Consider the following 25,338-nt stretch of genomic DNA (forward strand, 5'->3'; position numbering starts at 1 on the left):
GGGGTGGCGTCCTCGGCCAAATCGAGGGCCGGGCCGGCCCCTGAGCGAGCCGAAGCCGAGACGAAGGGCGCGGGGGTCCTTCGTCTCGCTGCGCTCGCTCAGGGGCCAGAGGGGCGCGCTCGCTCAGAGGGCGGCGGCGAAGAAAGCCCGCTCGTGCTCCGCGGAGCGCATGAAGGCGACGCGCATCCGCTCCCTCGTCGACGGATCCGTCCCCGCAGCGTGGGCGGAGACGACGCGGAGCGCCTCCTCGGCGGCCGCGGCGAAGCCGGGATCGGCGTACTCCTCGATCCACCGCGCGAACGGATGCGACGGATCCCCGCCGGCGGCCGCGTGCAGCCGCGCGCCCACGTCGGCGTAGATCCAGTAGCACGGCAGCAGCGCCGCGATGAGCACCCCGTAGTCGCCGTCGAACGCCGCGCCGCGCAGGTGGTCGAGGTAGGCGACGGTGGCCGGTGCCGGGTCCGGCGACGCGGCCGTCGCGCTCGTCGCGAGCCGATGCTCGTGCAGTTGCAGCTCGACGACGATGCACTGCTGCGCGGAACGCGCCCAGAACGCCTGCTCGGCGGCCGTCGGCGCGAGCCGCGACGCCTCGGCGAGGGTCCGTGCGTACTCGTGCAGGTAGAGCGCGTCCTGCGCCAGGTACCACCGGAAGGCGTCCTCGGACAGCGAGCCGTCGGCGAGCCGGCGCAGGAACGGCAGCTCGTCGATCGCCCGCCGCACCGGGGCGATCGCCTCCCACCAGTCGCGGACGACGGCCTCCGGCTCGGGCGCCGTGCGGAGCCCGCCGCGGGCCCACATCCCGGCGAAGTGGTGCACCGGGCCCTGGCCGGAGCCGACCTGCAGTGCGTCGCCGGCGGCGATCGACTCCCGCAGCCATGCCCGGGCCTCGGCGACGGCGTCGTGCCAGCTCTCATCCGCGGCGCGGCGCGTGGCCAGGGCGGCGGACAGCGAGCACCCCGTGCCGTGGGTGGCGGTGGTCGGGATGCGCGCGCCGGGGAAGCTGCGCACGACGCCGGATCCATCGACGAGCGCGTCCGGCGCCTCCTCGCCGCCGAGATGCCCGCCCTTGGCGAGCACGAGCGCCCCGGTCGCCGCGGAGAGCCGCTGCGCCTGGTCGAGCGCACCGTGCCAGTCCGTCGCCGTGGGCTCGCCGAGGAGCGCGGCGAGCTCCGGAAGGTTCGGAGTGAGCAGATCGGCGAGCGGGAGCAGCGCCCGCAGCGCCTGCTCCGCGTCGGCGTCCAGCAGGCGGTCCCCACTCGTCGCGACCATGACGGGATCGAGAACGACGGTGGGCGGGCGGTGCGCGCGCAGCCAGGAGCCGACCTCGGCGATCACCTCCGCGCCGGCGAGCATCCCGATCTTGACCGCGTCCACGCGCACATCCGCGGTGATCGCGTCCAGCTGGGCGCGCAGGAACTCCGTCGGCGGCACGTGCACGCCGGTGACGCCGCGGGTGTTCTGCGCGGTCAGGGCCGTGATCGCGGCCATGCCGTAGCCGCCGTTCGCGGCGATGGCCTTGAGATCGGCCTGGATCCCGGCGCCGCCGGAGGGGTCGCTGCCGGCGATCGAGAGCACCCGCGGCACCCCGCCCGCGCCCCAGGCGCGCAGGAAGGTGCGCGCCGCGGCCTGCGGGTCCGGCGCCGCGCACAATGCGGACACCACGGCGACGCCCGCGGCGCCGGCGGCGCGGAGCGCGGCCGCGTCCTCGGCGGAGATCCCGCCGATCGCGACGCACGGCAGCGGGCTCTGCGCCGCGAACGCCGCGAACCCGGACACGCCCAGCGGTGCGGGGTGGTCGGCCTTGGTGGTGGTCGGGCGGATCACGCCCACGCCGAGGTAGTCCACGGTGCCGGGCGGGAGCGCACGCACGGCGTCGAGGTGCTCCGGGCGGTTCGCGGTGAGGCCCACGATCGCGTCGGGGCCGAGCAGCGCCCGCGCCACCAGGGGCGAGGCGTCGGACTGACCGAGGTGGACGCCGTCGACGCGGGCGCCGCGGCGGCGCGCCTCGACGACCGCATCCAGCCGGTCGTCGACCACCAGGAGCGCCCGTCCGGCGATGACCGCGGACAGCTCCACGAGCTGCGCCACGGTGGACGCATCGTCGGCGTCCTTGTCGCGCAGCTGCACCATCCGGACGCCGCCGGACACCGCAGCATCCACGACCGCCGCGACACCCCGCGGACCGCTCAGCCGCGCATCCGTGACGAGGTACAGGGCGAGGTCGTCCGTCGTCAGCCGCGGCCGTCCGGCAGACGTGCGGGAGGGCGTGACGCCGCTGTCGACGGAGACCACGTCGGCGAGCGTCATGCCACGGCCTCCGCAGCCGAGACGGGATGCGACGGAACCGGGTCCGCTCCGACGGGGCCCTCCGGGACGGGACGCACGGTGACGCGGGCGCGCGCGGCGATGCGACCCGGCTCGAGCGCGGCGAGCGCATCGAGCAGCTCTACCGCGAAGGATCCGGGACCCGCGGCCCGCGCTGCCGCGTCCTCCGCGGCGAGCGTGTAGACGAGGGTCGCTGCGGCGGACGCGACCAGCGGGCGGTCGCCCGTGCGGCGGGCGGCGCCGAGGAATGCCGCGATCACGGCACCCAGCGCGCACCCTCCTCCCGTGACGCGGGTGAGCAGCGCATCGCCGTGGGCGACGCGGATCTCGGTGCCGGCGTCGACGAGGAGGTCCACAGGACCGGAGACCGCGACCGCTCCCCCGGTCGTCCGGGCGAGCTCCCGGGCTGCGCCGGCCGCCTCCTCCGTGCCGTCCAGCGCATCGACCCCGCGGCCTCCCGCCGAGCGGCCCGCGAGGGCGAGGATCTCCGAGGCGTTGCCGCGGATGACGGTCGGACGCAGCGCGAGCAGGTCCTGCGCCAGCGCGGTGCGCACGGGCAGAGCCCCGACGGCGACGGGGTCGAGCACCCACGGCGTGCCCGCCGTGCGCGCTCCCCCGACGGCTTCGAGGCTCGCCGCGCGCTGCTCTGGCGTGGGCGTGCCGAGGTTCACCAGGAGCCCCGAGGCGATGCCCGCGAACATGCCGGCCTCGCCGGTGATGTCCACCATGGCGGGCGCCGCGCCGAGCGCGAGCAGGACGTTCGCGGTGAAGCCCGTCACCACCGCGTTCGTGATGCACTGCACGAGCGGCGGTGTGGCGCGCAGCTCCTCGAGAAGCTCCGCAGCGGACTCCGCCACGGATTCGGACGACGATTCCAGACGCGCGTTCATCGCGACATCCCTTCGCTAGTACGACCTAGATCAGGTTCGACGGGTGTGATCTCAGCCGCGGATGCGGCACCCCGTGTCACTGCCGGCCAGTCTAACCAGGAGGGCGACCGCGCCGCCCGGCCCGCGGCCGGGCTCAGTCGAGCGAGGACCGCCGCATGGGCGGACGGCCGCGGAGCACGCCGGACCAGAGCGCGGCGGCCGCCCAGCACGCGATCAGCACGGCGGTGAGGATCACACCGAGCGCGTTCAGGTCCAGGTCGGCGACGGCTCGCGCGAGGCCCTGCTGCGGCAGGCTGCGCACCGCGACGCCCGCGAGCTCGGCGACACCGATCACGAGCGCCACGACGATCGACACCCCCGTGACCAGCACGTCGTAGCGCCGCCCGGCGCTCTCGCGCCCCGCCCCGGACTCCGTGGAGCGCCAGGAGTACGCGCCGCGACATCGCGCCCTGCGCGGAGTCCAGCAGCGACATGCCCGCGGCGAACAGCGCCGCCAGGAGCAGGATCGCCCACCACGGCGTGGCGCGCGAAGCGGCGGTGCCGGCGAGAGCGAGCAGGCCGATCTCCGTGGCCGTGTCGAAGCCCAGCCCGAACAGCAGCCCCACCACGTACATCCGCGACGGCCGGTCGATCGCATCGCCGAGCCGGCCCAAGAGCACCCACGCCGGTCCGCCGTGCCGATGCCCGCCCCTCGCCCGGCGACGATGGCGCAGCGCGAGGAGGTTCGCCACAGCGATGGCGAGAAGGAAGACGCCCGACACGACCGGCCCGATGACGCCCGTCCAGACCTGCAGCGGCGAATCCGGATCCTCCAGGCTCGTCGTGAGCGCGCCCGCCCCCAGCGCCAGCAGCACGCACAGCACCGAGACGACCGTCGCGTGACCGAGGGAGAACCACAGTCCGACGCCCTGTGCCGGGCGGTTCCGCGCCAGCAGCTGCCGCGTCGTGTTGTCGATCGCGGCGATGTGGTCGGCGTCGAAGGCGTGCCTGAGCCCGAGCAGGTACGCGGTGACGCCCAGCCCGGCGATGAGCGGCGACGGCGCGGACAGCAGCAGCCCGCCCCATCCGAGCAGGTGCAGCGCGCCCACGATGTACACGGCGGCGCTACGTCTCACGGAGCAGCTCCTCCCGCAGCGCGCCCCAACCGGGGGCGAGATCGCCGAGATGCGCGGCGTCCACGATCGCCCGGACGACGATCCCCCCGCGCTCGGGGTGGAGGACGGCCGTCCCGCCCGTGCGCCACGCGCTCTCGTCGCCCTCGGGGTCGCGGCCGATGAGCACCACGCTGTCCAGCACGCGATCGGATCCGAGGACACCGGGGATCGGCTCCGCGCCCGCCAGGTCCAGCTGCTCGATCAGGGCGGGGCTGCCGTCGATCGCGATCCGCGTGCGCGCTCGGATGGCGCCGCCGTGCTCCCCCGCCCGCCCCAGGACGAGCGTCTCGCGCAGCAGCAGCGCGGCCCCCTCACCGAGTTCCGCTTCCGTGCTGCGGTCGACATCGGCGCCGTCCGCGACGACGAACGGCAGACCGTGCCAGGTGCAGATCCCGCGGGCGCCGACCTCGATGCGCGATGACCACGAAGCGCGTTCGCCGTGGCCGTCGTAGGCGACGGTGCCGCCGATGTCCTCCAGCTCGAGCGTGCAGCCCGCGCCGACCGAGATCCGCAGATCGATGGCATCGCCGCCGAGCAGGAGCGCCCCTGCCGCGATCAGCCCGACGCGGGCGTATCGCGGCCGCCGTTCCAAGATGCGCGCGGCGATCGCGCCGGAGCGCAGCACCACGCGCGCGCGATCGGCGCCCGCCGCGACCTGGACGACCGTGGTCGATGGGCCGGCGGGATCCGTCACCGCGATTCCGCGTGCGCGTGGACGTGCTCGGCGCCGCCGTCGTCGTGGCTGTGCACGTAGCCGCCGGCCTCGCTGTCGTCCGCGTGGAAGTGCGGTGCCATCGGACCCGGATCCTGCGGCTGGTGCGCGCCGGAGCGATGGGCGGCGAGCATCTCCAGGATCCAGCTCTTCAGACGAGCCACGGAGTCCGGGTCGGTGCGCGAGAGGGCGAGCACCTCCCGCCCGTCCCGGGCATTCGAGGCGTCCTGCACCATCTGCGCCACATCGACGCCGACGTAGGGGGCGAGATCGGTCTTGTTCACCACGAGCAGGTCGGCGCGCGCGATCCCCGGTCCGCCCTTGCGCGCGACGTCGCCGCCCCCGGCGACGTCGAGCACGAAGATCTGCGCGTCCACGAGCGCCGGCGAGAAGGTCGCCGTCAGGTTGTCGCCACCGGACTCGATGATCACGACGTCGAGGGGGGCGAAGTCGCGCTCGACGTCCTCGACCGCGAGCAGGTTCGCGGTCACGTCGTCGCGGATCGCCGTGTGCGGGCAGGCACCCGTCTCCACGGCGCGGATCCGATCCGGATCCAGCACGCCGGCGGAGCGGAGGAAGCGGGCGTCCTCGTCGGTGTAGATGTCGTTTGTGATCACGCCGAGCGCGATCTCGCCGGCGAGGGCACGGCAGGCCGTCGCGATGAGCGTCGACTTGCCGACGCCGACGGGACCGGCGATGCCGAGGCGGAGGGCGCGGGGAGAGGGGGAATCAGGCACGGAACAACCTCCGGTTCATGAGGGCATGGGCTTCGGCCCACCCCTCGGCGTGAGGGGCGCTGCCGGCGGGGATGCCGGCGGGATCGGTCAGTGCGGCGATCTCGTCGACGAGCTCGCCGACGGCGGCGCACGCGGCGAGGACCCAGCCGACGGGCACGGCCGGATCAGCGGGGGCGAGTTTCAGCAGGGCGGCGGCGGCGGTCTGCGCGTCCTCGTAGACGATGACGCGGACCAGGTCGGCGGGATCCATGTCCGTCACGGCGGCGATCGCGCCGATGACGACCGGCCGCGGCGGCGCCGCCAGCGCGGCGCAGGCCCGCACCGCCTCGGCGTCGGGCCACAGCCGGTCGGCCAGACGGAGGACGCCGCGCCCGAGAAGCCGAGACGCCTCGCGCTGCGCGCCGCTCGGCGTGCGCGCCGCCCAGTGGGCGACGACGTCGTCGAGCGCCGCCGGCGACGGCGCTGCGCGCAGCCGGTGCCGCGCGACGACCGCGGTGCCGGCTTCGACGAGGCTCGTGGTCCGCGCGCGCCCGACCAGGTACGCCGGCACGTCGGCCGCCGGCATGCCCGCCAGGAGCGCGGGCTCGAGACCGGCCGAGTGCGCGTGCCCGCCGGACGGCAGTCGGCCGTCGGCGAGCAGCATCGCCACGGTCAGCGACGCGGGCGGCGTCGAGGTGAGTGCCGGAGCGGTCATGGTCAGAACATCGTGTACAGCTGGGCGAGCGGCAGCCGATCCGCAGGGGCCGGGATCACGTTCTCGCCGTCGATCGAGATCGCGAACGTGTCGGGGCGGATGTCGATGCGCGGCAGGGCGTCGTTGTTCTTCAGGTCGGTCTTCGTGACGGCTCGCGTGCTGCGCACGGCCGCGAGTCGGCGGCGCAGGCCGAGCCGCTCCGCGAGGCCGTCGGCGAGCGCGGCGGGTGAGACGAACGTCAGCGACAGGTCGGCGCCGATCGCATCGAGGAACGCCGGGCGCATCAGCACCGGCTGCGGCGTGGGGATCGACGCGTTCGGGTCGCCGAGCGCGCCCCAGACCAGTCCGCCGCCCTTGATCACGACCTCCGGGCGCACGCCGAAGAACCGCGGATCCCAGAGCACCAGGTCGGCGAGCTTGCCGGGCTCGACGGATCCGACCTCATGATCGATCCCGTGGCCGATCGCCGGGTTGATCGTGTACTTGGCGACGTACCGCCTGGCGCGCTCGTTGTCGGCCGGCAGGTCCTCGCTGAGCCGGCCGCGACGGTGCTTCATGACGTGCGCGACCTGCCAGGTGCGGGTGATCACCTCGCCGATCCGGCCCATCGCCTGGGCGTCGGAGGAGGTCACCGACAGCGCGCCCATGTCGTGCAGGATGTCCTCGGCGGCGATCGTGGTGGCCCGGATCCGGGACTCCGCGAAAGCCAGATCCTCGGGCACGGCCGGGTTGAGGTGGTGGCAGACCATCAGCATGTCGAGATGCTCGGCCACGGTGTTCACGGTGTGCGGCAGCGTGGGGTTCGTCGAGCCGGGGATGACGTTGGGCAGCGACGCGATCGCGAGGATGTCCGGGGCGTGGCCGCCGCCCGCGCCCTCGACGTGGAACGCGTGGATGCCGCGCCCGCCGATCGCGTCGACGGTCGACTGCACGTAGCCGGTCTCGTTGAGCGAGTCGGAGTGCAGCGCCACCTGCAGGCCCCACTCCTCCGCGGCCGTCAGCGCCGCATCGATCGCTGCCGGCGTCGCACCCCAGTCCTCGTGGATCTTGTAGCCGGCGGCCCCGGCGAGCGCCTGCTCGCGCAGTGCGTCCTGCGAGATCGTGCTGCCCTTGCCGAGCAGCAGCACGTTGACCGGGAAGCGGTCCAGCGCACGATGCATCGCCTCGAGGTGCCAGGCACCGGGGGTCACGGTTGTCGCCTTGGAGCCCTCGGAGGGGCCGGTGCCGCCGCCGACGATCGTGGTGATCCCCGCCGCCAGCGCTTCGTGGATCTGCGACGGCGAGAGCAGGTGCACGTGCGAATCGATCCCGCCGGCGGTGAGGATCCGGCCCTCACCGGAGATCACGTCGGTGGACGGACCGATCACCAGTTGCGGGTGCACGCCGTCGGCGATGTCCGGGTTGCCCGCGCGTCCCAGGGCGACGATCCGGCCGTCGCGCAGCCCGACGTCGGCGCGCACGACGCCCCACCAGTCGAGCACGATCGCGTTCGTGATCACGGTGTCCAGCGCGCCCTCGGCCCTGGTCGCGGCCGACTGCGCCATGGACTCGCGGATCGACTTGCCGCCGCCGAACACGGCCTCCTCGCCGCCGGCGGTGAGGTCCCGCTCGATCTCGATCCACAGATCCGTATCGCCGAGGCGCACCTGATCGCCGGCGGTGGGACCGTAGATCGACGCGTAGCGCTCCCTGTCCAGACGCATCAGGCGCCCCTTCCCGTCTCGGCGACGAGCGCGCCGCGCTCGGTGTTGCCGCGCTGCAGCCCCGGCACCCGGCGCGCTCCGGCGATCGAGACGACGGGCAGCTCGCGGGAGGCCCCGGGCTCGAACCGCTGCGACGTGCCGGACGGAATGTCCAGCCGGAAGCCGTAGGCCGCCGCGCGGTCGAAGGAGAGCGCTGTGTTGACGTCGGGGAGGTGCACGTGCGAGCCGACCTGGATCGGACGGTCGCCGGTGTTCAGGAACACCAGGGTCCGCGTCTGGTCGGCGGTGTCGCGCGCATTGAGCTCGATGGATCCCGGGCGGATCCGGTACGCCCCCGGCGCCTCGTCCTGCGCGGCCTGCGTGTCCAGCCCGACCTCGGCCCCGCTCGCCGGCGCCTCCTGGATCGGATGGTGCACCGTCACGAGCTTGCGTCCGTCCGGGAACGTGGCCTCGACCTGCACGTCGTGCAGCATCGCGGCGACCCCGGGCAGCACGTCGTCGACGGTCAGGACCTCGCGCCCCTGCTGCATGAGGTCCTCGACGAGGGCGCCCTCACGCGCCCGCTCGATCACCCACGTGCTGAGCAGTGCCACCGTCTCCGGGTGGTTCAGGCGGACCCCGCGCGCGTGGCGGTCTCTCGCCACCATGCCCGCGACGGCCAGCAGGAGCTTCTCGGTCTCGGCCGGACTCACGTGCATGCAGCGCCTCCGATGTCAGGGAACATCGAGACTCTAAGCCCCCCGGGGTGTCCGATCGAGGTCGAATGTGTTTCGGCCGCGTTACGGATCCCTGGGGGTGCTGCGATCAGTCGCGGATGTGCGCCCCGAACCTCTCGGTCGCCACGGCGACACCGGCGAGCTTCGCCTCGCTCGCCTCGGCGGCGGTGAGGGTGCGGTCGTCGGCCCGGAAGCGGAGCGCGAAGGTGAGGCTCTTGGATCCGGCGGGCACGCCGTCGCCACGGTAGTCGTCGACGAGCCGGACGGATTCCAGCAGCGCACCGGCGCCCTCGGCCAGGGCGGCGCGGACGTCGGCCGCGGCCACGCCCGCGTCGAGCACGAGCGACACGTCCTGGGTGGCGGCGGGATAGGTCGACAGCGACGCCGCGACCACACGCTGCCCGGACAGGCCGAGGACGCCGTCGAGGTCGAGCTCGAGGACGACCGCACGGCCCGGCAGGTCCGCGTCGGCGGAGACCTGCGGGTGCAGCTCTCCGACGTAGCCGACCTCGGTCGCTGAGCCTGTCGAGGCGTCGCGCACCTGCAGCACGCCGGTGCGACCCGGGTGCAGCGCGGCGCGGGTGCCCTGCACCACGTCGATCTCCACGCCCGCGGCGTCGGCGATCACGCGCACCGCGTCGAGCGCCTCGCTGAGGCCGTACTCCTCGGCCGCGCGGCCCGGCTGGCGGGGCGTGACGTGACCGGTGAACAGCGCCGCCACGTGGCGGGCCTGCGGCGGGATGGACGCGTTCAGCGCGGCGAGCGTCTCGTCCGACGGACGGATCCCGAGCGGCGGGACCTCGTCGGTGCCGTAGACGACGCCCGGCTCGGGCAGGAACACCACGCCGGTCTCGAAGATCGCGAGATCCACCAGCCCGCGCGCGATGTTGCGGTGCGCGATCTGGAGCAGGCCCGGGATCAGCGAGCGGCGCAGGTACGGAGCCTGCCCGTCGAGCGGGTTCGCCAGGCGCACGCCCGGCAGGCTCTCCCCGGAGGCGGAGCCGTGCAGGTCGTTCTGGTCCTGCGTGGTGAACGGGAACGACGGGGTCTCCACGAGACCCGCCGCCGCGAGCGCGTTCGCGACGCGCCGGCGCCCCTGCTGCAGCTCGGTGAGGCCGCGACCGGAGGGCGGGGTGGGCAGCACGGACGGGATGCGGTCCAGCCCGTGGATGCGGGCGACCTCCTCGGCCAGGGTCCACTTGTCGCTGAGGTCGGGCCGCCAGCTCGGACGGATCACGTTCCAGCCGCCGTCCACGGCGGTGACCTCGGCGCCGATGGTCTCGAGCGCACTCGTGACCTCGTCGTCGGTGTAGTCGACGCCGATGAGGCCCTGCACGAAGCCGGCGGGGAGGTCGATCCCCTCGAGGAGCACCTCGGCGTAGAGCGCGCCGCCCTCGTCGGTGAGCGTGCCGCCGGCGAGCTCCACCATCAGGTCGGCGACGCGGCGCGCCGCGGCGAACGGGATGAGCGGATCCACGCCGCGCTCGAAGCGCTTGGACGCCTCGCTGGGCAGCTTGTGCCGGCGGGCGGTGCGCGCGATCGTGATCGGGTCGAACGTCGCCGCCTCGATGAGTACGTTGCGCGTGGTGCCGCTCATCTCGGTGGTGCCGCCGCCCATGACGCCGGCGAGACCGATCGGACCGGAGCCGTCGGTGATGAGCAGGTCCTCGGGGTCGAGCGTGCGCTTCTGTCCGTCGAGGGTGACCATGGTCTCCCCCGGGACGGCGCGACGCACCACGATGCCGCCGTCGAGCTTGTCGAGGTCGTAGCCGTGGATCGGGTTGCCGAGTTCGAGCATCACGTAGTTGGTGATGTCGATGAGGATGCCGAGCGAGCGCATACCCGCGAGCGTGAGGCGCGCGACCATCCACGGCGGCGTCGGGCGGGACGGGTCCACGCCGCGCACCACGCGCGTGACGAACTCGCTCGCGCCCACCGCGCCGCGGATGGGGGCCGCGTCCTCGACGACGGCGGTGAAGCCGGTGCCGGGCTGCAGCTCGGCGAAGTCGCGCTCGGCCGGGTCGCGGAAGGCCGCACCCGTCGCGTGCGCGTACTCGCGGGCGACGCCGCGGATCGAGAACGCGTAGCCGCGGTCGGGCGTGACGTTGATGTCGACCGCGACGTCGTCGAGGCCGAGGAGCGCGATCGCGTCGGCGCCGACGGGAGCGTCGATGCCGAGGTCGGACAGGATCAGGATCCCGTTGTGCTCGTCGCCCAGGCCCAGCTCGCGGGCCGAGGCGATCATGCCGTCCGAGACGTGTCCGTAGGTCTTCCGCGCGGCGATCGGGAACGGCCCCGGCAGCACGGCGCCGGGCAGGGTCACGACGACCTTGTCCCCCACCGCGAAGTTGTGCGCACCGCAGACGATGCCGCGGACGCCGCCGTTCGCCTCGCCGACGTCGACCTGGCACCAGCGGATGGTCTTGCCGTTGGACTGCGGCTCCTCCTCGAAGGAGAGCACCTGCCCCACCACGACCGGCCCCGCGATGTCGAAGCCGATGAGCTCCTCCTCCTCGAAGCCGACCGCGACGAGCGCCGCGAAGACGTCGTCCGGCGTCACCGCATCGGCGACATCCACGTACTCACGCAGCCACGAAAGCGGGACGCGCATCACACCACCATCCCGAACTGCTCGCTGAAACGGACATCGCCCTCGGCCATGTCGCGCATGTCCTGCACGTCGCTGCGGAACATGAGCGCGCGCTCGACGCCCATGCCGAATGCGAAGCCGCTGTACACGTCGGGGTCGATCCCGGCCGCGCGCAGCACGTTCGGGTTGACCATGCCGCAGCCGCCCCACTCGATCCAGCGCGCACCGCCCTTGAAGGTCGGGTGCCAGAGGTCGAGTTCGGCGGACGGCTCCGTGAAGGGGAAGTAGTTCGTGCGGAAGCGGGTCTTCGCCTCCGGGCCGAAGAGCTGGCGCGCGACGTGGTCGAGCGTGCCCTTGAGGTGCGCCATCGAGATGCCCTTGTCGACGACGAGGCCCTCGAACTGGGTGAACACCGGCAGATGCGTGGCGTCGAACTCGTCGGTGCGGTACACGCGTCCCGGGCACAGCACGTAGATCGGCACCTCGCGGTCGAGCATCGAGCGCACCTGCACCGGGCTGGTGTGCGTGCGCATGACCAGGTGGCGCGAGGCCGGATCCACGTAGAACGTGTCCTGCTCCTGGCGCGCCGGGTGGTCGACGTCGAAGTTCAGCGCGTCGAAGTTGAACCACTCGTGCTCGAGCTCCGGGCCCTCCGCGATCTCCCAGCCCATGCCGACGAACACGTCGCTGATCTGCTCCTGCAGCAGGGTGAGCGGGTGCCGCGCGCCGACCGGGGTGCGCGAGGCGACCGCGGTGATGTCGACTCGCTCCGCCTCGAGTCGCGCGGCGGTCTCCGCCTCGGCGAGCTCCGCCTCCTTCGCGGCGAGCGCCTGGGTGACGCGACCGCGTCCCTGGCCGATGAGCTTGCCGAACGCGGCCTTGTGCTCGGGCGCGACCTGGCGCATGGACGCGTTCAGGACCGCGAGCGGCGATCCCTCGGCCACGTGCGCGGCGCGCGCGGCCTTGAGCTGGGCGGTGTCGGCCGCGGAGCCGATCGCGGCGAGCGCGGCCGCGACGGCGGATTCCACCGCCTCGGGCGTGATCTCGGGAGAAGTCTGTGCGTTGTCGGACACGAGAATCGAGTCTACCGGCGCGCTCAGCCCCCTCTGAGCGCGCCGGTAGACTCGGGAGGCAGCCCGGAGTCAGACGCTCGGGCCGGTGCTGGTGCCGTCGAACTTGCCGGCACCGCGCTGCATCGCGATCACCTCTGTCACCGTGCTGCCCTCGTGGATCCGCGGATCTCCCCCGCCCTGGTCCGGCGTGTAGCCCTTGAGCTTCGGCGAGCGGCGGGTGCGCACCTCGAGCCACTTCGCGACCCCGGAGAGGATCAGGCACATCGAGATGTAGATGACGGCGACGATGAGCCCCGCCTGCAGCAGCGGCCGGCCGGGCTGCGAGCTGAGGTACTTCGCGTAGTAGATGAGCTCGGGGTACGTGATGATGAACCCGAGGGCGGTGTCCTTGAGCGTCACCACGAGCTGGGCGACGATGACCGGCAGCATCGCCCGGATCGCCTGCGGGAGCAGGATGAACGCCATCACACCCGACTTGCGCAGGCCGATCGCGTAGCCCGCCTCCTTCTGCCCCTTCGGCAGCGCCTCGACGCCGGCGCGCAGCGCCTCGGCGAGCACCGAGCCGTTGTAGAGCACGAGACCGATCACGACCGCGGCATACGCCGACATGCGGAACGTGGATCCGGGGATCGAGTTCACCCCGTAGAAGAAGATCATCATCATGACCAGCACGGGGACCGCACGCAGCAGCTCGATCACCACGGTGACCGGCACGCGCACCCAGGCGTGGTCGGAGAGCCGCCCGATCGCCAGCACGAAGCCGAGCACGATGCTTCCCACGCCTGCGGCGAGGAAGGCGCTGACGGTGGCCCACAGCGCCTGCGCCATCCCCTGCCACACGAGCGTGTAGGTGAAGAGGTTCCAGCGGGAGGCGTCGAACTGCCCCGTCACCGCGAAGCGGTAGACGATGAAGCCGACGATCGCGAGGACGAGCAGCACCGTGGCCACGCCGAGGACCCGGTTGCGCAGCACGGCCCTCGGACCGGGCACGTCGTAGAGAACGGATGCGCCGCTCATCGGACGATCCTCCACTTCTTCTCGAAGTGCCGCTGCACGAGGCTCAGCAGCGTCACCAGGATCACGAACACGACGGCCACCCAGAGCAGGATCTCCATCACGGTGCCGGGGCGGTTCGCCGAGTCGGCGACCGTGGCGCGGAGGGCGGCGAGCTCCGCGATGGAGAAGCCGGCGGCCACCGTGGTGTTCTTCAGCAGCGCGATGAACACGCTCATCATCGGCGGCACCACGGAGCGGAACGCCTGCGGCATGACCACGAGGGTCATCACCTGGCCGAACGTGAGGCCGATCGCGCGGGCGGCCTCGGCCTGCCCCACCGGGACCGTGTTGATGCCCGCGCGCAGCACCTCCGCCACGTAGGTGGCGGTGTAGATGCCGAGCGCGAGGATGCCCAGCGGCATGAACGGGATCTCCGGGAGATCGAGCTTCGGGTATCCGAAGACGAAGAAGAAGAACACCAGCGTGAGCGGGGTGTTGCGCACCAGGTTCACGTACACCGTGCCCACGGCGCGGGCGATCGGCACGGGCGACACGCGCATCGCTCCGACGATGGTGCCGAGCACCAGGGCCAGCGCGCCGCCGCCGAGGAACAGCAGGACCGTGTTGAGCGTCGCCTGCCCCCACAGGTCGAGGTTGCCCAGGAGTGCGTCCACGCGATCTCTCTTTCGGGTTCGGGTCGGGACGTCCGTGGACGTCGGGAGGGAGGACGCGGCCGGCGGGATCAGTCCCGCCGGCCGCCCTGGATCACTTCTCGACCGCGGGCTGATCGACCTTCATGCCGCTCGCGCCCAGGTTCTTCTCGAAGATCGCCTTCCAGGTGTCCCCTCCGTCGGTGAACATCTTGTCGATGAACGTCTGCAGTGCCGTGTCGCCCTTGGCCAGGCCCACGCCGTACTTCTCCGTGGTGAACGGCTGGCCGACGACCTTGAGCTCGTCCGGATCCTGCGAGGCGTAGCCGATCAGGATCGCCTGGTCCGTGGTGACCGCGTCGACCTGCTTGTTGATGAGCTGCTCCACGCATGCGGAGTACAGGTCGAGGCCGACCGTCTTGGTGTCGGGGAAGTTCGCCTGGATGTTCTGCAGCGGGGTGGATCCGGTCGCCGAGCAGACGGTCTTGCCCTTGAGGTCCTTCTCGCTCTTGATGGTGTCGTCGCTCTTGCGGACGAGCAGGCCCTGGCCGGTGACGAAGTAGGGGCCAGCGAAGTCGATCACGGCCTTGCGCTTGTCGGTGATCGAGTAGGTGCCGACGTAGTAGTCGACGTCGCCGTTCACGATCGCCTGCTCGCGGTTGGCGGACGGGATCGCCTTGAACTCGATCTTGTCCTCGCTGTAGCCGAGCGAGGCGGCGATCCAGCGCGCGATGTCGATGTCGAAGCCGCTGCGCTTGCCCGTGGTCGCGTCCTTGTAGCCGAGGCCCGGCTGGTCCTCCTTGACGCCGACCGTGATCTTGCCGTTCTTGGTGATGCGGTCGAAGGTGGGGCTGCCCTCCAGCTTGACGTCCTTGGCGACCTCGAAGAGGGGCTTGTTGCTCGTCGGGGTGACGCCTTCCCCGGTCGCACCGGGGCTGGTGGGGCTGCCGCTGTTGCAGCCGGTGAGGGCGATCAGGGCGACGGCGGCGATGCCGATGCCGGTGAGGATCCGTGACTTGCGCATGTGCTTCTCCTTCAGTGCAGGTGCTGTGGTGCGGGGATCAGGTCAGTGGGTGAGGAGCTTGGACAGGAAGTCCTTCGCGCGATCCGACTTCGGGTTGGTGAAGAACTCTTCGGGCTCGGCCTCCTCGAGGATCCTTCCGTCGGCCATGAACACGACGCGGTTCGCCGCCTTGCGGGCGAAGCCCATCTCATGCGTGACGACGATCATCGTCATGCCGCTGGCCGCGAGCTCGACCATCACGTCGAGGACCTCGTTGATCATCTCCGGGTCCAGGGCGCTGGTCGGCTCGTCGAAGAGCATCACCTTGGGGTGCATCGCCAGGGCGCGCGCGATCGCCACGCGCTGCTGCTGGCCGCCGGAGAGCTGCGCCGGGAGCTTCGAGGCCTGCTTGGCGACGCCGACGCGCTCGAGCAGCTGCATGGCCTCCTTCTCAGCGTCCGCCTTCTTCAGGCCGCGCACCTTGATCGGCCCGAGCGTGACGTTCTCGAGGATCGTGAGGTGCGCGAACAGGTTGAAGGACTGGAACACCATGCCCACGTCCGCGCGCAGCTGGGCCAGGCCCTTGCCCTCCGCGGGGAGCTCCTTGCCGTCGATCGTGATCGAGCCGCTGGTGATGGTCTCCAGGCGGTTGATCGTACGGCAGAGGGTCGACTTGCCGGATCCGGACGGGCCGATGATCACGACCACCTCGCCCTTGTGCACGGTGAGGTCGATGTCGGTCAGGGCCTGGAAGTCGCCGTAGTGCTTCTGCACGTGGTCCACGACGACCAGCGGGGCGCCGACGGAGGCGGGGCGGGATTCGGGCATGTCGGATCTCCGTGAGGACGGGCGGTGCGGATGACACCGCGGGGTGCCGATGACGTTATTGGCTCCGCGCCGCCGGGACCAGCGCGCTTGAGGAATCCTTGAGGGTTTCGTCGCCACCGTTTCCCGCCTGTTTCCGGCATGCGACGGCGGCGTTCCGCCGACGGTGCGCGCGCGTCAGCCGTGGGTCTCGCGGTAGTACCGCACCGCGCCCGTGTGCAGGGCGATCGGGTCGGTGAAGATCGCCTGCCGACGGTCCAGCAGGGCGGCTGCCGGAGCACCGCGCGCGATCGCCGCGCGCTCATCGAACAGCACCGCCGTGGCATCGTGGATGAGCCCTTCCGGGGCGTCGGCGCGCGTGACCAGGTAGTTGGGCACGGTCATGGTGACCGTGGAGGTGTCGATGCCGTAGGCGCCGATCGGGAAGTCCGCCTGCCGGTAGGCGCCGGCGTGGGCCGCGTTGACCGCGTCGACGACGCCCGGCGGGATCGACAGCAGCCGGATCGGCGTGTCCGCGGCGAGCGTGGCGATGCCCGGCGTCGGCAGGCCGCCCACCCAGAAGAAGCCGTCGATCTCCCCCCGGCGCAGGGCCCCGATCGAGGCCTCCAGTCCCAGCTCGGGGTTGCGGATCGACGCGGCGTCCACGTCGGCAGCCCCGAGGACGCGCCGCGCGACGAGATCCACGCCGGATCCGCGCGCGCCGAGCGAGACCGCGCGCCCGGCGAGATCCCGGAGGTCCCGCACGTCGGATCCCGCCCGGACCACGATGTGCACGTACTCGTCGTACAGCCGCGCGACGGCGACGATCGGGATGGGTTCGTGGAAGGCGCCGGTCCCCGCGACGGCGTCCGCCACGGCGTCGCCCTGGGCGAACCCGAGCACGGCCGTGCCGTCGCCGATGCGCTCGAGGTTGTCGACGGACCCGTTGGTGCGCTGCGCCGTGAACCTCGCGCCGAGCCGAGTGCGCAGCACCTGCGCGAACCGCTGCCCGTATGCGTAGTACACGCCGGTCGCTCCCCCGCCGGCGATCGCCTGCGGTCTGTCCGCCCAGCCGCGATCGGCGGGCGCGCACGCAGCGAGGCCGAACGCGCTCAGCAGGCACAGCAGCAGCGCCAACAGCCGCACCATCCCGCTGCGCACCGGCCGGGCGCCGCGGATCCGGGCCCTCATCGCGCCTCCGCCGCGGGGAGCTCGAGCACGACGCGGAGGCCGCCGCCGTCGGCCGCCTCGAGCCGCACGCACGCGTCGACGGTGGCGAGGAGGTCGGTGGCGATCGCCAGCCCGAGGCCCGAGCCCGGGACGGCGCGGGTGCGGTCGCTGCGCCAGTACCGGTCGGCGGCGTGTGCGAGCTCCTCTTCGGAGAGACCCGGCCCGTGGTCCCGCACGGTCAGCTCGCACCGGTTCGCGGTGCGTGAGACGGTCACATCGATCCGGGTGCCCGCGGGCGAGAACTTGACCGCGTTGTCGATCACCGCGTCCAGCGCGCTCTCGGCGATGGTCTCGTCCGTGGCCGAGAGCACCTGGCCGTCGAGGCCGGCGCCGTCGACGTGCAGCGCCAGGGCGACGTCGTTCGCCGCGGCCGCGTCGCGCCAGGCCGCGACCCGGCGCTCGGCGAGCGCCACGAGATCGACCGGTGCGCGGGACGGCGCCGGATCCTCGCCGCGCGCGAAGGAGAGCAGCGTGTCCAGGATCCGGGTCATCCGCCGCCCTTCCTCCCTGGTCGCCTCGACCTCGGGATCCCAGCTGCGATCCAGGCCGGTGGCGAGCGACTCGACGCGCAGCAGCAGAGCGCTCAGCGGGTTGCGCAGTTCGTGCGAGGCGTTCAGCGCGAACTCCTGCTGGCGCGACACCACCCGCTCGATCTCCTCCGCCATCCGGTTGAAGAGAAGGATCATGCGGTGCAGCTCCGGCGGGCCGGTGTCGTCGGCGATCCGCGCCTCCATGTCGCCGCGTTCGATGGCCTCCATCGCCTCGTCGACGCGGTGCACGGGCCGCAGCACCCAGCCGGCCAGGCGCACGACCACGAGGAGGCCGATGCCGATCGCCAGCACGCTGACCGCCCCGAGGAGGATCCATTGCCGCACGATCTCGGCGCGGGGCGCATCGACGCTCGCCGACATGACGACGGCGCCGATCACGTCGCCGCCGTCGAAGATCGGCTCCACGAGCGACTGCTCGGCGAACTGCCAGGGCAGCAGCACGGGTTCGGGCAGGTCGCTGCGGCGGCCGGAGAGCGCCAGCTGCACCTTGTCGGCGGTGTCCTGATCCCACACCTCGGCGTCCGCGCCCCGGGGCGACCACGGCCGGCCGGAGCGGTCCACCACGACCACCTGCGTGCCGTACAGCTCGTGGTAGCGGCGGAGCTCGCCGTCCAGCACCTCGGCGCTCCCCGACAGCAGCGCCTGGCGCGCACTGGTCACGAAGGTGCCGATGTCGCCGACCTGCTGCGTGTAGAACGACTGCTGCACGCTGCGCGAGGCCGCCCAGCCGTATGCGCCGCCGAGCAGCAGCAGCACCGCGGCGAGCGGCACCAGGAAGACGATGAAGAGGCGCTGGCGCACGGCTCAGAGTCCCGTCAAGCGGTATCCGACGCCGCGCACCGTCTCGATGAGCGCGGGGCGCCCGATCTTGCGGCGGATGGAGGCGACGTGCACCTCCAGCGAGCGCGCGAAGCTCTGCCAGTCGGTGTTCCACACCTCGCGGATGAGCCGCTCCCGCGGCACCGCCACGCCGGGATACCGCGCCAGAACCGCGACGATGTCGAACTCCTTGCGGGTCAGCTCCACGGGCTCGCCGTCGACGAGCACGCGCCGCGCGACGAGGTCGATGCGCACCCCGTCGATGTCGATCCCGACGGGGCCGACCTCGCCCGGGATCGCCTGGGCGCGGCGTGTCACCGCCTCGATCCGGGCGAGCAGCTCCTGCACGTCGTAGGGCTTCACCAGGAAGTCGTCGGCCCCGGCGCGCAGTCCCCGGATGCGCTCGTGCACCTGGCTGCGGGCGGTGGCGATGAGGATCGGGACTCCGCTGATAGCGCGGATCCGCCGGCACAGCTCGATCCCGTCGATGTCCGGAAGACCGAGATCCAGGATCACCGCCTCGGTGTCGCTGCCCAGCATCTCCAGCGCGGCGCGTCCGTCGCCGGCCCGCTCGACCGCGTACCCGGCGCGCCCGAGGAACCCGGAGAGGGCGTCGGCCACGCGTTCGTCGTCTTCGACGATGAGGATCTTCATACCGGCCGCGGGTCTCCTGCCCTAGGCGCGCTGCGCGAACGCGCTCTCGTACAGGCACACGCTGGCCGCGGTCGCCAGGTTCAGCGACTCGGCCCGACCGAAGATGGGCAGCCGCAGCGCCCGGTCCGCGAGGCCCAGCGACTCGTCCTCGAGCCCCCGCGCCTCGTTGCCGAACAGCCAGGCGGTGGGCTGGGCGAGCACGCCCTCCGCCCGCGCCGCCAGCAGGTCGTCGCCCTTCACGTCGGCGGCGACCACCTGCAGTCCCGCCTCGTGGGCGCGCGTGACGACGTCGGCGAGGTCGCCGCCGACCGACACGGGAAGGTGGAACAGGGATCCGGTGGTCGAGCGCACGACCTTCGGGTTGTACAGGTCGACGGTGCGGCCGGTGAGCACGACCGCGTCGGCGCCGGTGGCGTCGGCCGCCCGGATGATGGTGCCGAGGTTGCCCGGATCGCGCACCTCCTCGCAGATCGCGACGAGCCGCGGCGACGCGGCGAAGATGTCGCGCACCGAGGTCGGCGTCTGCCGGGCGACGGCCACGACCCCCTGCGGAGTGACCGTGTCGGCCATCGCCGCGAGCACGAACTCGGTGACGTACTCCAGGTGCACATCGGCGTCGGCGGCGGCGTGGCGCAGGTCGCTGTGCTTGTCCCAGGCGGTGGGCGTCGCGAAGAGCTCGACGATCGCGTCGGGCCGGTAGGACAGCGCCTCGCGGACGGCCTGCGGTCCCTCGAGGAGGAACAGGCCGGTCTCGGTGCGGGCACTGCGCTTGGTGAGCTTGGCGACGGCGCGCACGCGCGGGGATCGGGGGTTCTCCAGCACGCTCACAGTCTAGGGAACGCGAAGGGGCGCCGTCCGCAAGGACGACGCCCCTTCAGAACCCTCGACGGGCTCGGGAACCTGCTTAAGCAGCCGACTTGGGCGCGTTGACGTCCGCCGGCAGAGCCTTGCGGGCCGTCTCGACCAGCGCGGCGAAGGTCGCCGGCTCGTTCACCGCGAGCTCGGCGAGCATGCGGCGGTCGACCTGGACGCCGGCGAGACCGAGGCCCTGGATGAAGCGGTTGTACGTGATGCCGTTCTGGCGGGCAGCGGCGTTGATGCGCTGGATCCACAGACGACGGAAGTCGCCCTTGCGCTTGCGACGGTCGCGGTACGCGTAGACGAGGGAGTGGGTGACCTGCTCCTTCGCCTTGCGGTACAGACGCGAGCGCTGGCCACGGTAACCCGAGGCGCGCTCGAGGATGACGCGGCGCTTCTTCTGAGCGTTGACGGCGCGCTTGACTCTAGCCATTTTCGTGTGTTCCTATCGTGCGTTCGGCGCGTCAGCGACCGAGGAGCTTCTTGGCGACCTTGGTGTCTGCCTTCGACAGCACCTGGTCCTCGTTGAGACGGCGGGTGCGACGGCTCGACTTCAGCTCGAGGTTGTGGCGCATCCCGGCCTGCTGCTTCTTCAGCTTGCCGCTGCCGGTGATCTTGAAGCGCTTCTTGGCACCCGAGTGGGTCTTCTGCTTCGGCATCTTCTCTTCCTTCGTATGGCGCCCAGCTGGGCGACAGGGTTCTGCCCGCATGCTGCGGGAGGTCTGTGTGGGCTTCGGGATCCGGGGATCACTCAGCCGGTTCGGCCGGCGCGCTCGGCGCGGCGGGCGCCTTCGCGTCTCGTGCAGCCTGCTTGTTCGCCGCACGCACCGCGTTCTGCTCGGCCTTCGCCTCGGACTTGTTCTTGAGCGGGGCGATCACCATGACCATGTTGCGTCCGTCGATGGTGGGGTTCGACTCCACCGTGCCGAACTCCGCGACATCCTCGGCGAACTTGCGGAGGAGCCGCACGCCCTGCTCGGGACGGGACTGCTCGCGGCCGCGGAACAGGATCATGGCCTTCACCTTGTCGCCGGACTTGAGGAAGCCCTCGGCGCGCTTGAGCTTGGTCGTGTAGTCGTGCGCCTCGATCTTCAGACGGAAGCGCACCTCCTTCAGGACGGTGTTCGCCTGGTTGCGGCGAGCTTCCTTCGCCTTCTGCGCGGCCTCGTACTTGAACTTGCCGTAGTCCATGATCTTGACCACGGGAGGCTTCGAGTTCGGGGCGACCTCGACGAGATCGAGGTCGGCTTCCTGCGCAAGACGCAGCGCCGCCTCGATGCGGACGACGCCGATCTGCTCACCCGCGGGACCGACGAGGCGGACCTCGGGGACGCGGATGCGCTCATTGGTGCGGGGATCGCTGATGCGGACTCCTTAGACGATGGTTTCGGCCACCATGATCCGGACGGATCACGGGCGAAATCGGAATCGTCCCACCCGCCGACACTCAGACGTCGGCGGCACCCTGACCGTCGCACGGCTCACGCTGCATGACGGCTACCGATGTGAATCGGCGGAGTGCTGGACCCGGTAGCCTTGAGCGGCAAGCGCGGGTGGGAAGTGAATCCTCTTTCGTGCCGGGACATAAGCCCCGGAGCCCGCAAGAGTCTATCAGAAGGCAAGACCTTCGGAAAGCCGGCACAGTGAGCACTCCCGCGCCCGACGGCCACGAGCACGTCTCTCCCACGTCCCCCGACGTCTCCGACGTCGCAGCAGGCATCGACGCCTCCGGCGCCGCCCGCGACATCGCCGACGTCGCCGCGGTCGAGGTGATCACGACCGCGGCGGTGCACCTGCTCAGCGCCGCCGCCGTCAAAGTGGGCCTCGCGGACGACCCGGAGACGCAGAAGGACCTGGACGAGGCGCGCAAGCTCATCAACGCCCTCGCCGGCCTCATCACCGCCGCCGCGCCCGAGATCAGCGACATGCACGCGCGATCCCTGCGCGACGGCCTGCGGTCGGTGCAGCTGGCGTTCCGCGAGGCGTCCGTCATCCCCGACCCGATCGGCCAGGGGCCGGGCGAGAAGTGGACCGGCCCGGTCAACTGACCGCAGGCTCCACAGCGGAGCGCGCCCGGAGGCAGCGCATCAGCGGCGGCGCGGACACGGGTGCGCGACGGTCATCGTCCTCGATCGGGACCCGGCTCAGACCGGAAGCGCCCTGGCCGCCGCGGACAGCGTCCGGGCGACCTCCTCCGCATCGGTCGCCCAGTTGCTCACGGAGAACCTCAGCACCGCCCGGTCGCGCCACCGGGACGAGGAGGCGTACGCCTCCCCCGCCTGACGCAGCGCGCGCGCCCACGCATCGGTCGCCTCATCCGTGTCCAGTGCGGCGCACACCTGAGTGAACACGACGTCGTTGAGCACCTCCACCCCGGGCAGCCGGGCGAGTCCGGCCGCGAGATCGGAAGCGCTCCCGGCCAGCCGCTCGACGAGGGCGGCGGTGCCCGCACGCCCCATCGTCCGCAGCGCGGCCCAGGTGGGGACGCCTCGGGCACGGCGGGAGAGCTCGGGTACGCGGTCGTGCGGATCGTCGTGCCCGCCGCTCGCCACCGCCGCCAGATAGGCCGCCGTCATCCCCATCGAGGCGCGCAGCGACGCAGCGTCCGCGACGACGGCGACGCCGCAGTCGTACGGCACGCTGAGCGTCTTGTGCGCGTCGGTCCCCCACGAGTCGGCCTCCGCCAGTCCCTCGACCAGGTGCCGCGTGCGCGGCGACGCCGCCGCCCACAGCCCGAAGGCGCCGTCGACATGCACCCAGGCGCCGGCGTGGTGCGCGATCCCGATCGCCTCGGCGAAGGGGTCGAACGCGCCTGAGTGCAGGTTCCCGGCCTGCAGCACGACGATGGCCGGTCCGGTCCCGGCGACGAGCGCTTCGCGGAGGGCGTCCGGCACGATGCGTCCCTGCTCGTCCGCGGCGACGACCCGCGGGGCTCCGAGGCCCGCCATCCGGGCGGCGTGATCGACCGTGTCGTGCCGCTCCGCACCGACGAGCAGCCGGATCCGCGGGGCTCCGGCCAGGCCGTCGACCGCGCAATGCCAGCCGACCCGGGCGAGGACCGCATCGCGTGCGGCGACCAGGCAGGTGAAGTTCGCCATGGTGGCGCCGGTGACGAATCCGACATCCGCGGTCGACGGCAGACCGAGGAGTTCCAGGATCCATTCGCCCGCGAGCTCCTCGGCGGCGACCACACCCGGTGTGGCGGCGCGCATCGCCGTGTTCTGGTCCCACGTCGAGACGAGCCAGTCCGCGCCGAGCGCCGCCGGCTGCGCGCCGCCGATCACCCAGCCGAAGAACCGCGGGCTGCCCATCGCCATGACGCCCGGCTCGACGCAGTCGGCGAGCCGGGCCAGCACCTCGGACGCGGGCTCGCCCGCCTCGGGGATCGTCCGTCCCAGCGCGTCCTTGACCGCATCCGCATCCGCGCGGGGCGTGATCGGACGCTCTTCGAGTCCGCGCCACCAGGCGAGCGCGCGCTCGTGTGCGAGGGTCAGCGCCGCCTCGTCCGGGCCCTTCGACAGCTGCGCCATCGCCCCTGCCTCTCCGCCGCCGTTCCGCGGGTGCTGAGACGCCACGCTACTCCGCCGCGCACCGATCCGCGAGGGCCCGCTCCCGCGTCCCGATCCGCTTCGGCGGCGGGTCAGGCGCTGGCGCGCAGGCGCACCGTGAGCGAGTCGACCAGCACGGCGATGCGGTCGTCCGCCGCCCAGCGCTGGGCCAGACGCGCCAGCACGGCGTCCAGCGTCTCGCGGTCCATGCCCTCGACGAGTTCGAGGGTGACGACCAGCTCGGGGCCGCGCAGCCGCGCGTCCGGGTCACCCGCGGAGACCGCCACGTCGATGACGGCGAGCTCGCTGCCGACGCTCTCCTGAAGGCCCGCGTAGACCTCGGGCGAGAGGAAGCTGGGCTCCCAGCGCTGGCCCTGCGCGACGGCCCACACGGCAGGACGGCGCAGCACGAACTCGGTCGCGGACCCGGGATCCAGCACGATGAGCTCGGCATCGCCGGCGGAGGCCGACAGAGCGACCCGCGCCGCCTCGACGGGGATGGGACGGGCCACGGGATCCCAGGCCCGCATGGTGTCCACGCTCGTGAACGCGGGCTGCACGGTGCGCCCGTCGGGTGCGGCCACCGTCACCAGCGAGAGCTCCTGGGTCTTGTCCACGGCGAGCCCGGACGGGGCGACGCCCTCCTCGCCCTTCTCGGCGACGAGCGGCACGAGCACGCGCGCCGCGCGGAACGCGTCGACCACCTCGACCTGGGAACCCTGCCCCGCGCGGAAGCGCGTCAGCGCATCCCACAGCGCCGGGTCTGCGGATCCGTCGTCGCCGGCGCGGGTGTTCTCCTGGAACGAGCGCCCCGCCCAGGGGACGCCGGCGGAGTCCGCGGTGTTGGCGGGTCCGCCGTGATCGCAGGCCTCGGGCGAGTGGTCAGGATCCGGCGACATCCAGCGCCTCGGCCAGGGTGAACGCGCCCGCGTACAGCGCCTTGCCGACGATCGCACCCTCGACGCCGAGCGGCACGAGCTCGCGCAGCGCGGCGATGTCGTCGAGGCTGGCGATGCCGCCCGACGCGACCACCGGCTTCGGCGTGCGCGCCGTGATCTCGCGGAGCAGGTCGAGGTTCGGTCCCTTGAGGGTGCCGTCCTTGGTGACATCGGTGACCACATAGCGGCTGCACCCGGCGTCCTCGAGGCGGTCCAGCACCGTCCACAGGTCGCCGCCCTCCTTGGTCCAGCCGCGGGCGGCGAGGGTCGTCCCCCGCACGTCCAGCCCCACCGCGACGGCGTCGCCGTAGCGGGCGATGACGTCGGCGGCCCACTCGGGGTTCTCCAGCGCGGCGGTGCCGAGGTTGATCCGGGCGGCGCCCGACTCCATCGCCGCCTCGAGGCTGGCGTCGTCCCGGATCCCGCCGGAGAGCTCGACGTTGACGCTGCGGAACTGCTTGATGACGCGCCGCAGGATGGGCGCGTTGCTGCCGCGGCCGAAGGCCGCGTCGAGGTCGACGAGGTGGATCCACTCGGCGCCCTGGTCCACCCACTCGGCGGCGGCGTCGATCGGGTCGCCGTAGCTGGTCTCGCTGCCGGCCTCGCCCTGGGTCAGGCGCACGGCCTGTCCGCCGGCCACGTCGACAGCCGGGAGCAGGGTGAGGGAGGGGGACTGCGCGAACTCGTTCATGT

Annotated in this window: 25 protein-coding genes, 1 pseudogene and 1 riboswitch; of the genes and pseudogenes, 1 reads left to right on the forward strand and 25 read right to left on the reverse strand. The window is 72.4% G+C overall.

The genetic code is table 11. The annotated features are described in order from the left end of the window. Positions 1-123: 123 nt before the first annotated feature. The 22 genes and pseudogenes from ACYQ1L_RS12770 to infC form a co-directional block, all read right to left on the reverse strand. Complete coding sequence (locus ACYQ1L_RS12770) at positions 124-2,307, reverse strand: bifunctional hydroxymethylpyrimidine kinase/phosphomethylpyrimidine kinase (RefSeq protein ID WP_460004474.1); 2,184 nt, start codon at positions 2,305-2,307, stop codon at positions 124-126. Continuing rightward, positions 2,304-3,215, reverse strand: coding sequence for a hydroxyethylthiazole kinase (gene thiM, locus ACYQ1L_RS12775; protein WP_460004475.1), 912 nt, complete (start codon positions 3,213-3,215; stop codon positions 2,304-2,306). Before thiM ends, ACYQ1L_RS12770 begins: the two co-directional genes overlap by 4 nt. Further along, positions 3,206-3,299, reverse strand: a riboswitch (TPP riboswitch). It overlaps the preceding gene by 10 nt. A gap of 49 nt (positions 3,300-3,348) precedes the next feature. Continuing rightward, positions 3,349-3,585: a hypothetical protein gene (locus ACYQ1L_RS12780; protein WP_460004476.1), complete on the reverse strand. Its 237-nt coding sequence runs from the start codon at positions 3,583-3,585 to the stop codon at positions 3,349-3,351. Between the two features lie 115 nt (positions 3,586-3,700). Continuing rightward, positions 3,701-4,330, reverse strand: a pseudogene (locus ACYQ1L_RS12785) (HoxN/HupN/NixA family nickel/cobalt transporter); the annotation flags it as partial. Continuing rightward, the gene (locus ACYQ1L_RS12790) at positions 4,320-5,063 is read right to left on the reverse strand and encodes an urease accessory protein UreD (protein ID WP_460004477.1); all 744 of its coding nucleotides are present in this window, start codon (positions 5,061-5,063) and stop codon (positions 4,320-4,322) included. The gene ACYQ1L_RS12790 and the pseudogene ACYQ1L_RS12785, both read right to left, overlap by 11 nt. Further along, positions 5,060-5,818 (reverse strand): urease accessory protein UreG, encoded by a 759-nt coding sequence (gene ureG / locus ACYQ1L_RS12795; RefSeq protein ID WP_460004478.1) that lies wholly within the window; start codon positions 5,816-5,818, stop codon positions 5,060-5,062. The genes ACYQ1L_RS12790 and ureG overlap by 4 nt, the downstream gene beginning before the upstream one ends. Beyond that, positions 5,811-6,512: an urease accessory protein UreF gene (locus ACYQ1L_RS12800; protein ID WP_460004479.1), complete on the reverse strand. Its 702-nt coding sequence runs from the start codon at positions 6,510-6,512 to the stop codon at positions 5,811-5,813. The genes ureG and ACYQ1L_RS12800 overlap by 8 nt, the downstream gene beginning before the upstream one ends. A gap of 2 nt (positions 6,513-6,514) precedes the next feature. After that, positions 6,515-8,215, reverse strand: a complete 1,701-nt coding sequence (locus ACYQ1L_RS12805; protein WP_460004480.1) for an urease subunit alpha — start codon at positions 8,213-8,215, stop codon at positions 6,515-6,517. After that, positions 8,215-8,913 carry an urease subunit gamma gene (locus tag ACYQ1L_RS12810; RefSeq protein WP_460004481.1) on the reverse strand — a complete coding sequence of 233 codons (699 nt, stop codon included), beginning with the start codon at positions 8,911-8,913 and terminating at the stop codon, positions 8,215-8,217. The genes ACYQ1L_RS12805 and ACYQ1L_RS12810 overlap by 1 nt, the downstream gene beginning before the upstream one ends. A 106-nt stretch (positions 8,914-9,019) precedes the next feature. Next, positions 9,020-11,542, reverse strand: coding sequence for a phenylalanine--tRNA ligase subunit beta (gene pheT, locus ACYQ1L_RS12815; protein WP_460004482.1), 2,523 nt, complete (start codon positions 11,540-11,542; stop codon positions 9,020-9,022). Next, the gene (pheS, locus tag ACYQ1L_RS12820) at positions 11,542-12,600 is read right to left on the reverse strand and encodes a phenylalanine--tRNA ligase subunit alpha (protein ID WP_460005819.1); all 1,059 of its coding nucleotides are present in this window, start codon (positions 12,598-12,600) and stop codon (positions 11,542-11,544) included. The genes pheT and pheS overlap by 1 nt, the downstream gene beginning before the upstream one ends. A gap of 63 nt (positions 12,601-12,663) precedes the next feature. Continuing rightward, a complete protein-coding gene (locus ACYQ1L_RS12825) occupies positions 12,664-13,611 on the reverse strand; it encodes an amino acid ABC transporter permease (RefSeq protein WP_460004483.1) in 948 nt (315 codons plus the stop codon). After that, positions 13,608-14,264: an amino acid ABC transporter permease gene (locus tag ACYQ1L_RS12830; RefSeq protein ID WP_159575575.1), complete on the reverse strand. Its 657-nt coding sequence runs from the start codon at positions 14,262-14,264 to the stop codon at positions 13,608-13,610. Before ACYQ1L_RS12830 ends, ACYQ1L_RS12825 begins: the two co-directional genes overlap by 4 nt. A 91-nt stretch (positions 14,265-14,355) precedes the next feature. Then, positions 14,356-15,264, reverse strand: coding sequence for a glutamate ABC transporter substrate-binding protein (locus tag ACYQ1L_RS12835; RefSeq protein WP_460004484.1), 909 nt, complete (start codon positions 15,262-15,264; stop codon positions 14,356-14,358). A 42-nt stretch (positions 15,265-15,306) separates the two neighbouring features. Further along, positions 15,307-16,071: an amino acid ABC transporter ATP-binding protein gene (locus ACYQ1L_RS12840; protein ID WP_460004485.1), complete on the reverse strand. Its 765-nt coding sequence runs from the start codon at positions 16,069-16,071 to the stop codon at positions 15,307-15,309. Positions 16,072-16,245: 174 nt separating this feature from the next. Further along, positions 16,246-17,238, reverse strand: coding sequence for a TAXI family TRAP transporter solute-binding subunit (locus ACYQ1L_RS12845; RefSeq protein ID WP_460004486.1), 993 nt, complete (start codon positions 17,236-17,238; stop codon positions 16,246-16,248). Further along, on the reverse strand, positions 17,235-18,629 hold the full coding sequence (locus ACYQ1L_RS12850) for a HAMP domain-containing sensor histidine kinase (protein ID WP_460004487.1): 1,395 nt from the start codon (positions 18,627-18,629) through the stop codon (positions 17,235-17,237). The genes ACYQ1L_RS12845 and ACYQ1L_RS12850 overlap by 4 nt, the downstream gene beginning before the upstream one ends. A 3-nt stretch (positions 18,630-18,632) precedes the next feature. Beyond that, complete coding sequence (locus ACYQ1L_RS12855) at positions 18,633-19,301, reverse strand: response regulator transcription factor (RefSeq protein WP_460004488.1); 669 nt, start codon at positions 19,299-19,301, stop codon at positions 18,633-18,635. A 21-nt stretch (positions 19,302-19,322) separates the two neighbouring features. Then, positions 19,323-20,123, reverse strand: a complete 801-nt coding sequence (locus tag ACYQ1L_RS12860; RefSeq protein ID WP_460004489.1) for a TrmH family RNA methyltransferase — start codon at positions 20,121-20,123, stop codon at positions 19,323-19,325. Positions 20,124-20,205: 82 nt separating this feature from the next. Further along, positions 20,206-20,592 (reverse strand): 50S ribosomal protein L20, encoded by a 387-nt coding sequence (gene rplT, locus ACYQ1L_RS12865; protein WP_045249837.1) that lies wholly within the window; start codon positions 20,590-20,592, stop codon positions 20,206-20,208. A 31-nt stretch (positions 20,593-20,623) separates the two neighbouring features. After that, on the reverse strand, positions 20,624-20,818 hold the full coding sequence (gene rpmI, locus ACYQ1L_RS12870) for a 50S ribosomal protein L35 (protein ID WP_159575568.1): 195 nt from the start codon (positions 20,816-20,818) through the stop codon (positions 20,624-20,626). A gap of 88 nt (positions 20,819-20,906) precedes the next feature. After that, a complete protein-coding gene (gene infC / locus ACYQ1L_RS12875; RefSeq protein WP_460005820.1) occupies positions 20,907-21,524 on the reverse strand; it encodes a translation initiation factor IF-3 in 618 nt (205 codons plus the stop codon). A gap of 353 nt (positions 21,525-21,877) precedes the next feature. On the opposite strand from infC, the gene ACYQ1L_RS12880 reads away from it, so the two are divergent. Beyond that, entirely contained in the window at positions 21,878-22,207 is a 330-nt protein-coding gene (locus ACYQ1L_RS12880) for a DUF1844 domain-containing protein (protein ID WP_460005821.1), read from the forward strand. A 96-nt stretch (positions 22,208-22,303) separates the two neighbouring features. On the opposite strand, the gene ACYQ1L_RS12885 is transcribed toward ACYQ1L_RS12880, so the two are convergent. The 3 genes from ACYQ1L_RS12885 to priA all read right to left on the reverse strand — a co-directional run bounded on the left by ACYQ1L_RS12885 (position 22,304) and on the right by priA (position 25,336). Next, positions 22,304-23,689, reverse strand: a complete 1,386-nt coding sequence (locus tag ACYQ1L_RS12885) for a pyridoxal phosphate-dependent decarboxylase family protein (RefSeq protein WP_460004490.1) — start codon at positions 23,687-23,689, stop codon at positions 22,304-22,306. A gap of 110 nt (positions 23,690-23,799) precedes the next feature. Next, a complete protein-coding gene (locus tag ACYQ1L_RS12890) occupies positions 23,800-24,606 on the reverse strand; it encodes an SseB family protein (protein ID WP_460004491.1) in 807 nt (268 codons plus the stop codon). After that, entirely contained in the window at positions 24,590-25,336 is a 747-nt protein-coding gene (gene priA / locus ACYQ1L_RS12895) for a bifunctional 1-(5-phosphoribosyl)-5-((5-phosphoribosylamino)methylideneamino)imidazole-4-carboxamide isomerase/phosphoribosylanthranilate isomerase PriA (protein WP_460004492.1), read from the reverse strand. Before priA ends, ACYQ1L_RS12890 begins: the two co-directional genes overlap by 17 nt. Positions 25,337-25,338: the final 2 nt, after the last annotated feature.

The sequence above is a fragment of the Microbacterium xylanilyticum genome (assembly GCF_054654695.1).

Excerpts from the sequence above, each read along its gene's own strand:
- ACYQ1L_RS12770 (WP_460004474.1), bottom strand. The coding sequence starts at position 2,307 with ATGACGCTCGCCGACGTGGTCTCCGTCGACAGCGGCGTCACGCCCTCC.
- thiM (WP_460004475.1), bottom strand. The coding sequence starts at position 3,215 with ATGAACGCGCGTCTGGAATCGTCGTCCGAATCCGTGGCGGAGTCCGCT.
- ACYQ1L_RS12800 (WP_460004479.1), bottom strand. The coding sequence starts at position 6,512 with ATGACCGCTCCGGCACTCACCTCGACGCCGCCCGCGTCGCTGACCGTG.
- ACYQ1L_RS12805 (WP_460004480.1), bottom strand. The coding sequence starts at position 8,215 with ATGCGTCTGGACAGGGAGCGCTACGCGTCGATCTACGGTCCCACCGCC.
- ACYQ1L_RS12810 (WP_460004481.1), bottom strand. The coding sequence starts at position 8,913 with ATGCACGTGAGTCCGGCCGAGACCGAGAAGCTCCTGCTGGCCGTCGCG.
- pheT (WP_460004482.1), bottom strand. The coding sequence starts at position 11,542 with ATGCGCGTCCCGCTTTCGTGGCTGCGTGAGTACGTGGATGTCGCCGAT.
- ACYQ1L_RS12825 (WP_460004483.1), bottom strand. The coding sequence starts at position 13,611 with ATGAGCGGCGCATCCGTTCTCTACGACGTGCCCGGTCCGAGGGCCGTG.
- ACYQ1L_RS12835 (WP_460004484.1), bottom strand. The coding sequence starts at position 15,264 with ATGCGCAAGTCACGGATCCTCACCGGCATCGGCATCGCCGCCGTCGCC.
- ACYQ1L_RS12840 (WP_460004485.1), bottom strand. The coding sequence starts at position 16,071 with ATGCCCGAATCCCGCCCCGCCTCCGTCGGCGCCCCGCTGGTCGTCGTG.
- ACYQ1L_RS12845 (WP_460004486.1), bottom strand. The coding sequence starts at position 17,238 with ATGAGGGCCCGGATCCGCGGCGCCCGGCCGGTGCGCAGCGGGATGGTG.
- ACYQ1L_RS12855 (WP_460004488.1), bottom strand. The coding sequence starts at position 19,301 with ATGAAGATCCTCATCGTCGAAGACGACGAACGCGTGGCCGACGCCCTC.
- rplT (WP_045249837.1), bottom strand. The coding sequence starts at position 20,592 with ATGGCTAGAGTCAAGCGCGCCGTCAACGCTCAGAAGAAGCGCCGCGTC.
- rpmI (WP_159575568.1), bottom strand. The coding sequence starts at position 20,818 with ATGCCGAAGCAGAAGACCCACTCGGGTGCCAAGAAGCGCTTCAAGATC.
- ACYQ1L_RS12885 (WP_460004490.1), bottom strand. The coding sequence starts at position 23,689 with ATGGCGCAGCTGTCGAAGGGCCCGGACGAGGCGGCGCTGACCCTCGCA.
- ACYQ1L_RS12890 (WP_460004491.1), bottom strand. The coding sequence starts at position 24,606 with ATGTCGCCGGATCCTGACCACTCGCCCGAGGCCTGCGATCACGGCGGA.
- priA (WP_460004492.1), bottom strand. The coding sequence starts at position 25,336 with ATGAACGAGTTCGCGCAGTCCCCCTCCCTCACCCTGCTCCCGGCTGTC.